The organism is Blautia sp. ZXY-1-B12, from assembly GCF_056339915.1.
In genome coordinates, this window is sequence record NZ_JBWJVP010000070.1 from 1 (window position 1) to 8,083 (window position 8,083).

Consider the following 8,083-nt stretch of genomic DNA (forward strand, 5'->3'; position numbering starts at 1 on the left):
GCGTGTGCCTGCCGGATGTCTTTTTCCAGATGGTCCATCCGTTTCCGCAGGTTAAGGATGACCTTTTCCGATAATACCCCATTATGCTTCTTTAAGAACCGGCGTAACTGCTGTTTCCCGGTTCCGCAAAGCGGAGAGGTTTCCAAAAGCAGGTTCTACTTCCGTCTGGTAAAATTCTATGACAGGCTGGAAGCTTTCAATCGCCTGGCCCTCTGAGGTATGGAAGGCATCCGTGATGCCGACATCCACACCGATGACTGCGGAATGTTCTTCCGGGGTCTGGGTCTTCTTCTCAAAGGAACAGGTAAGCTTAAGGGATCCTCCGGCGGTGATGGTATAGCGCATGGAACCGGATATCCCATACTGTTCCATCCTGCGCAGGGCATCCCGGTCCGCCTGTACCGGCACCTCCATCCTTTCCCCCTTCCTGTCGGGGATAGTGACCGAAAGGACATGGGATGTTGTTACATCTTTTGCCTTTTCCAGGCAGCACAGCCGGGTATCCATCATGACATGGGCTTTTTCCACCATCGGGATACGGTATTCATCTGAGATGATATGGTAAAACATCGTTACCTCTGAGACAGAGTCATGGAATTCTTTCTCCTCCATTGTTTTTACGGTATCACGCAGTTTATCATAATACTGAATCTTCTCCTTAGCCTTATAACTGTCACGGATACGCGCGAGCAGGTCGCACATTTCCTCCCTGGACTGTCCTGTGAGCACCGCATGGAACAGCAGGATGGATACTGCAAAAACAGAGCCTCCTGTTGCCGCGATGACATCTTTCCGTATATTATCCAGCCGGTTATGCAGTTTCGTTACCGCCTCATCAAAAGCATTCTGACTGTATGCAGAGCTGAGTGCCTTTACGCGTGACTCTTTCTCCAGCCTGCGGAGAAGGGGATCCTTCTTGCCGTTCTGCAGCAGCTGTAAAAGACAATCCTCCCTGTCAGAAAGGAGAGAGATGTAAAAGTTGACTGCATCCGTATAATCTGTCTGCAGTTTTTCAAGGGCACTGCGCTTTTCTGCGTTTGGACTTCCGTATAAAAAAACAGAGCGCATATGGGTGCCGGATGAAACCTTCTTCTTTTTTGCACGTGGTCTCGCCATAAGAAACCTCCTTTCTTTCAGATATACCTGTTTCTTTTATTTTATCATATTTATAAAAATAGGCAAACATAAGTTTGCCCGTGCGCTTTCATCTCGGTAATTAAATTACCGAGGATTCTCGCTTGTCATCCTAAAGGAAAAAAGCGCCCTGCTGAACTTCCGGAATACGGAACAGTGATGATGAAAGGGGTACAGTATTTCCGCACCCGGATTACAGATGCAGACGGAAAGAGAGTGGCGATTTATGGGCTGACACGCGAAGAATTGTATGACCGGGCGGAAGATGCTCAGAAGAAAATCGCGGAAGTGGTTTTCCACAGAGAGAATCCGACCGTGGAAGAGTACTGCGAAAAATGGCTGCTGATGCGGTCAGGAACGGTAAGAACCAATGCGTTGGAAAGATACGCGCGGATGGTGAATCGGTACATCGTGGGTCCGATTGGACAGATGTATATGGACGAGGTGACCACAGATGACCTGCGGCTGCTGATGGTTCCATTATCAAAAGGTTCTTCCGGAATGTATGGTCAGCTCAATATGTTGATTAAGAACATTTTTAATTCGGCAGAAGAAAGCAAGGTAATCAAAGAGAATCCATCCAAAACGATTTGCGCAAGAGGCGGAAAGCCCGCGAAATGGCGCGAGGCGTTGACGGATGAACAGACTGCCATTTTGCTGGATAGCATTCGTGAGCTACCACCGTATGTTTTCGTAATGATTGGCTTGTACGCGGGATTGCGTAGAGAAGAGATTCTTGGATTGAAATGGGACTGCGTATTCCTGGATGAAAAAACGCCGTACATTTCTGTAAGGCGTGCATGGCATGTGGAAGGCGGTGAGCCGGTGGTCAACACACTTTTGAAGACTCCGGCAGCGAAGCGAGATGTTCCGATTCCCAAATGTCTGGTAGCCTGTCTCAAGGAAGCAAGGGAAAAATCAGAATCGGAATATGTGATCTCCAATTCAAAGGTAACTGTTTTGACGGAAACGCAGTTTGTGAGGGTCTGGAAGTACATAACAGTCCGTTCTACCGCAGAACGCTGTTATTACACCTATGTAAATGGGCAGTCCATCAAGCATAGAATAAAGACAAGGCTTGGTGAGCATCAGCCGAACAATCCCAAGCTGGTGTATACGATGGACTTCAAGGTGACTCCGCACATGCTGCGGCACACCCACATCACCAATCTGATTTACAAAGGTGTTGATCCAAAGACGGTGCAGTATCTGGCAGGCCATGAGAACAGCAAAACGACTATGTACATCTATACGAAAGTCAAGTATAATAAACCTGAGGAATTAAGCAGCGTTGTGAATGCCGCATTCGGGTTGCGTTAAACTGCACCAAAAATTCCTCGATTTCGTGGGTTTACCTATGGGTTTACTGAGAGAGGGAAGCCCGAAAACCCGCATGAATACTGGACTTTTTGGACCAAGGATAGGTGAATACGGTTTGAAGCCCCACCGTTTTTGTATTATACTGTCAATGTGGGAGGTGTAAAGCGTGGATGAATATATGAGAAGATTGAAGCAGCAGCTTTTATTAGAAGGCTCTTGCGCTATGAGCAGATGCGGCAGAGGTGGCGGTGTTTATGAGTATGTACAGCGTGAATTTGCTTATAATGAGGGCAGGTTAGACGGCGGCGAGCTGTCAAAACAAAACATCATCAGTATGTTTGAGAGCGGGCTTATATATGCAAACGAAGGAGAGATGATGTTTCGCGCCGAAGATATCATAAATGCAGACAGACACTTTGCGGCGCTGGCAGTATGCGATTACACAGTGTGTATATAGTCTGTCTGGCGGAGATATACAGGAGATACAGATGCGGCTTGGAGCGGGACAGAACATACCTGGAAATATAGAGGAACAACCCAAAACTCTTAAGAGACATTGCAGTGTTTCATATAGAGTGGATTAAAGCTGGCAGTGACGCAAAGACAGCCCGCATCCTTGCATTTATGCAATGCCTGCAAGCAGATATTGCCCCGTTTATTATACGTGTTGAGAATAAAGAGGAGTACGAAGGACGATTAGACAGCCCTGCACGGCTGGAGCAGTTCTTCAGGGTAGAGCAGCGGCGGTTCTACAGAGAGACAGAACCAATGGTGATAGATCAAGTATAAGAGATACTGCGGTGGGGAGACCCACCGCAGTATCTCTGAATTAAAAGTAATGGAAGCTACGCCTATATTATTAGATCCCTGCGGAGCAGTTTTGATCATTTGGCAATTCGTTCTCACATTTCTTTCATTTTTGATATATGGTCATTGTACTGCAGATACTGAGTATATTGTCTGCATTTTCGATAGGAGAAAATCTATTCTTAGCTGCAATCAGAATCAAAACTGGTTTCCGATTTTAAAACTTCACACGACTAAAGTCGTGGGATTGCCGCACTTCCCGAAATGGAAAGTATGTAAAAAATGTATAGAAATTACGATGAATGTAATAGTATTGGGATAAAAAATTAAAACACAAAGCACATTGTCTAAGACAATAAAATAGAACAGGGTTCTAATTTATGGCAAAAGAAAACAGAACAGGGTTCTAATTTGCGGATTATTTTTTTATAAAATCCTCAATTTCTTTAAACAAGGCTTCGCATCCGGAGTCATGCAGGATATCATGGGTTCCGGGAAAGCTTCTGATCTCCGTATCCGGATTGTTTTCTTTGTATGCTTTGTATACCTTTCGGATGCCTTTTCCAAAACCGGATACCGGATCTTTTTTTCCATACAGGAATAAAGTCGGAATGGCATTATTCGGATTTTTAAGGTTTCTGCTGGCACATTCCATGCCTTTGGAAAACTCGCAGAAAAAAGCAGGAGACACATCCTGACGAATAAGACTGTCACCAGTGTATTCCTTTCTCTTTTCATTATCTGTCAGGAGCCAGTAATTGGCTGGTCTGCCTTTGAACTTTTTGCTGTATGTACCGAACATCAGATCATAGATCTCATCAGAAGCACAGGACATCTTTCCGGTATATTTTTTCCCGATCCATGTTCTCATTATCCTCATCAGGAAAGCGGACTGCGCACCGGTACCTATCAGGATTTCTTTTTTGTAGGGAGTCAGGTCATGGGTTGTCCTCACAATGAAAGAACCCAGGGAAAATCCCAAAAGATAAATAGGAAGGTTTGGATATTTCCGGGCAACATATTCCCTTGCTGATACCATATCCTTAACCGTATCGTTCCAGTCATTAATGTACAAACAGGATGATCCTGGTGTGGTGCTGTGTCCGTGGCTGATGATGTCATTGCCAAAGACAATGTATCCGCGGCTGGTAAAATACTTTGCAAATTCCACATATCTTCCCATATATTCTGTCATTCCATGGCAGATCTGGATCAGGCCTTTGAGATTGCCCTTATATTCCGGTGCATAGATCTCCAGGTGCATGGTGGTGTCTTTATCGTTTGATGGAATTGCTACAAATGTTCTTTCCACTGTATTTCCTCATTTCTTATTTTTCTGCAATATGCCAGATTTCGCAAAACAGAATAGATGGTGTCAGCAATAATATTTTCGTCTGGCTGGATTATTCCGGCTGGCAGAACAATCTTCTTGCGTGAGGCATTATATTGCTTTTTTGGGGAAAAGGAAAGTATTTTTTGCATGTCTGAAAAAAGGTGTTTCGGATATCCTGGGAATGTAGAAAAGAATGTCCGCAAAGTCAGCCTGTTTGACGTTTTTCTGTTTTTCGCTTATACTGTAAGAACAACACGAAAAATATGGGGAGATGCTGGGATGAGCATTGAGGTTGAAATCAAGGTAAAAATTCAAAACAGAAAACAGGTCATGGATTCTCTTAAAAAAATAGGATTTCTGGAAAACAGGTGCGTCGTAGAGACGGATATATATTATACCTCCACACATCATGACTTTGCTGCATTGGGTGAGGCTCTGAGGATCAGAAAAGTAAAGGATCTGGAGTCCCCAAAAGAGACAAGTGTGATCACCTACAAAGGTGCAAAACTGGATCAGGTATCCATGACCAGGCAGGAACTGGAGACAGAAGTCGGGGACGGAGAAACGGTCAGAAAAATACTGGAGCATATCGGTTTTTGTCCGGTATCTCCGGTAGAGAAAAAGCGGCTGTATCTCAACAAAAATAATATGACTGCATGTCTGGATAACGTAAAAGGTCTGGGAGACTACCTGGAGCTGGAGATATTGACAGATACGGAAGAAAAAAGGACAGAAGCATTGAAACAGATAGAAGATGTCTTGGAAGCTTTGGGGTATTCCATGGAGGACACAACGAGAACATCTTACCTTTCTATGTTGATGAAAAAAGAGAAGGATGGCAAAGATGCACAAAGTAATGGTCTTTATTGATTATCAGAATTTTTTTATTTCCTGGAAGTGGAAGAACAGGGGAAGAAAACCTCCTTTTGTCGATTATCAAAAATTAGGACGGCTGATAAACCGTCAGATTCCGTTGGATTCGGAGGTGATCAAAACATATCTGTTTGCATATAAGCCATGTGACGAGCTGATGCTTCTGGAGCCTTATCAGAGATACTACAACTGGCTTACCGGAATGAAAAAAACCCCGTATCTGGAAGTGATCGAAGGACGGCAGGATATACACCGTATTCATGGGGTTGAGTTTGATATTAATGATCCTTCTACTTACACGACAGAAGAAAAGGAGACGGATATTAATATTGCCACACACATGATTGCAAAAGGTTTTCAGAATGCCTATGACATAGCAATCCTGGTAAGTGGGGATACGGATTATGTACAGGTGATACGGACGTTGCATGATCTGGGCAAGATCGTAGTGATCGCTCATTTTCCAGAACAGAATATCGCGAAATACCAGGGGATGTACGATGCAGAAGTGATCCTGGATGACGATCTTTTGTATCGGGCTGGCAATGCATCATATGGCAGGGAAAAGAGAAGCCGAAAGAGATATCCTTACCGGTTTCCATCGGAAAAAAAGTGAATTCGAATTCAAATTATCGTACTACAATCAGAGAAGAAGAGCATTGAGCTCTTCTTTTTTCAGTCCCCCGGACCAGACAATATCTTTTCCCATCAGGCAGTTCGTTGCCATGACGATCGTATCCATCAGCATTGGAATGGGCTCTGCGGAAGTAGAACCGTACAAGCCTCGGATGCCATGTTCTGTTTCTGCCGGTCCCTGTGTCTCATCTGCGTAATAAGCCGAAACTTCCTCATGAGCAAACCGGATATCTCCGTCCGCAACTTCGTAATAGTAATGGCTGTAATTGTAGGTAATGTCGATATCGGCTTCCGTCTGCTCTGCCGGTGCCAGCTTTCCGGTCACCGGATCTGTCACATCCTGGAGATTTCCTGTTTGACATACTGCGGATGTCTTATTTTGGCTGTTTCTACGGTTATCCTGTGCTTGAGTTCGATACTGTACCCCATATAGTGCCTCTTTTATGGAGGTAATATGCGGAAAGCTAATCTGCGCTTATTTGTATTCGAAAATCACGTAATCCTCGCGAAAAGCGGAGATAATAATCTTTCTGGCTCACTGATCTCCCAGTAGTGTCTCATACAGACTTGGCAACATAACAAATATGATAAGGATAGCTGCCCATGCAGGAATTCTTATTTTTGGGTTAAGTCCAGTAAACCACGCGATGACAACCATGATGTATGTTCTTACGTCAAAAGTAGCCTTTCCTTCTTCTCCAATAGCAGATTCAGTGTCGATTCCCTGTATTTGGTCGAGATTGGATAGTCCTGGATAAATACTGACATTTAATTCTGTTTTTTCGATACAATCTTCAATTTCAGGTAATGATAATCCTTTAACTTCAGGCACCACCCGCTGAAATATCCTTAAAAGAACCTGACGGTTCTTAAGTATTGCTTTTACATACTTGTCGTACTTGATTTTTTCTTGAGCAGCATCAATGTTTCTGGATAATGAAGTTGATGTTTTCTTATCCTTAAAGATGCAGATGTTTTGTTTGCAACCATATTTTCTCGTCTTCTTTTGTATTTCGTTGCAAAAATAAAATGATTGATATGAAGCAGAGATGAAAAATCCGCAGCAGGACCAATCAGCAATCTCATTTTTTGACAGGTTTTCAGACCAGAATATTTTCTGTGAAATGCCGATCTTTCGTACCAGATCGGACTGCGCCTGATATCCGGCTACAATAGATACATGAGGAAGATATCTCCGCGGATACACCCCTCAAAATACTGCGATAAGAAGAGGAGTGATTCTGACAAAAAATGTATTACAAAAAATATTTTTCTGGGAGGAAATGATGGAAAATGATACATTCAAGTGCTACAATGGTAATATCTGAAAACACAAAAGAAAGAAGGAAAAAACCATGAAGAAAAAGCTGATATCTGTATTGTTAGGGATCACGCTTGTGGTTTCTAACTGTTCCTATGTTGGTGCCGTGGACATAGGAGATTCTGCTGTGGAAGTACCGGACTTTTCAGATGAAGTTCAGGAAGATGAATTATTCTCAGACGGATCGGAGGAGGTGCCTGAAACCGAAGATGAGACAGTGCATCCTGCTGCTACAACGGAAAAAGTGAAAGTTGGGATCAAAGGCTCTTATCTGGCACCATCCCAGGCAGTCCTTGACCGGATCAATCAGATCCGCAGGGAGGCATATGAAGAAGGAGTGCAGAATCCGCGGGATCCATCTGAAGAAACTTACCATGGCTGATTATGTGCCCTTAAAGTGGTCATCCGATCTGGAGTATATTGCAAGGATACGTTCCGCGGAGGCATCTGTCCGCAGAGAACATATTCGTCCTTGTAATATGTGGCCGGAAAGTATCTGGGCACCGGGTGGAACTACGTCATATGCAGAAAATCTGGCTTGGAACGGTGCAAATGACATGCTCTATGGGATCAACCAATGGTATGGGGAAAAAAATGACTGGGTTAATCAGACTGGCAGGGTAACAGGCCATTACGAGTCTTTGATCACTCCGGAGTAT

11 protein-coding genes are annotated in these 8,083 nt (G+C 43.9%); 7 read left to right on the top strand and 4 right to left on the bottom strand.

Features of this window, described 5'->3' with window-relative positions; translation table 11 throughout:
- Nucleotides 1–81 precede the first annotated feature (81 nt).
- Nucleotides 82–1,116, bottom strand: a complete 1,035-nt coding sequence (locus AC075L_RS05180) for a hypothetical protein (protein WP_476387280.1) — start codon at nt 1,114–1,116, stop codon at nt 82–84.
- Nucleotides 1,117–1,293: 177 nt separating this feature from the next.
- On the opposite strand from AC075L_RS05180, the gene AC075L_RS05185 reads away from it, so the two are divergent.
- From AC075L_RS05185 to AC075L_RS05195, 3 genes are all read left to right on the top strand, one after another.
- The gene (locus tag AC075L_RS05185; protein ID WP_476387290.1) at nt 1,294–2,454 is read left to right on the top strand and encodes a tyrosine-type recombinase/integrase; all 1,161 of its coding nucleotides are present in this window, start codon (nt 1,294–1,296) and stop codon (nt 2,452–2,454) included.
- Nucleotides 2,455–2,620: 166 nt separating this feature from the next.
- Nucleotides 2,621–2,911 (top strand): hypothetical protein, encoded by a 291-nt coding sequence (locus AC075L_RS05190; protein ID WP_476387281.1) that lies wholly within the window; start codon nt 2,621–2,623, stop codon nt 2,909–2,911.
- A gap of 104 nt (nt 2,912–3,015) precedes the next feature.
- Nucleotides 3,016–3,243 (top strand): hypothetical protein, encoded by a 228-nt coding sequence (locus AC075L_RS05195; protein WP_476387282.1) that lies wholly within the window; start codon nt 3,016–3,018, stop codon nt 3,241–3,243.
- 436 nt (nt 3,244–3,679) lie between these two features.
- Here AC075L_RS05195 and AC075L_RS05200 read toward each other — a convergent pair whose 3' ends face one another.
- Nucleotides 3,680–4,573, bottom strand: a complete 894-nt coding sequence (locus AC075L_RS05200) for an alpha/beta fold hydrolase (RefSeq protein WP_476387283.1) — start codon at nt 4,571–4,573, stop codon at nt 3,680–3,682.
- A 300-nt stretch (nt 4,574–4,873) separates the two neighbouring features.
- On the opposite strand from AC075L_RS05200, the gene cyaB reads away from it, so the two are divergent.
- A complete protein-coding gene (gene cyaB, locus AC075L_RS05205; protein WP_476387284.1) occupies nt 4,874–5,464 on the top strand; it encodes a class IV adenylate cyclase in 591 nt (196 codons plus the stop codon).
- Nucleotides 5,439–6,083: an NYN domain-containing protein gene (locus AC075L_RS05210; RefSeq protein WP_476387285.1), complete on the top strand. Its 645-nt coding sequence runs from the start codon at nt 5,439–5,441 to the stop codon at nt 6,081–6,083. The genes cyaB and AC075L_RS05210 overlap by 26 nt, the downstream gene beginning before the upstream one ends.
- A gap of 27 nt (nt 6,084–6,110) precedes the next feature.
- Here AC075L_RS05210 and AC075L_RS05215 read toward each other — a convergent pair whose 3' ends face one another.
- Complete coding sequence (locus AC075L_RS05215; RefSeq protein ID WP_476387286.1) at nt 6,111–6,440, bottom strand: hypothetical protein; 330 nt, start codon at nt 6,438–6,440, stop codon at nt 6,111–6,113.
- A gap of 198 nt (nt 6,441–6,638) precedes the next feature.
- On the bottom strand, nt 6,639–6,935 hold the full coding sequence (locus AC075L_RS05220) for a hypothetical protein (RefSeq protein ID WP_476387287.1): 297 nt from the start codon (nt 6,933–6,935) through the stop codon (nt 6,639–6,641).
- 523 nt (nt 6,936–7,458) lie between these two features.
- Here AC075L_RS05220 and AC075L_RS05225 point away from each other — a divergent pair.
- Nucleotides 7,459–7,806, top strand: coding sequence for a hypothetical protein (locus AC075L_RS05225; protein ID WP_476387288.1), 348 nt, complete (start codon nt 7,459–7,461; stop codon nt 7,804–7,806).
- Nucleotides 7,799–8,083 (top strand): CAP domain-containing protein (locus tag AC075L_RS05230; protein ID WP_476387289.1); only part of this gene is annotated, 285 nt, incomplete at its 3' end. The genes AC075L_RS05225 and AC075L_RS05230, both read left to right, overlap by 8 nt.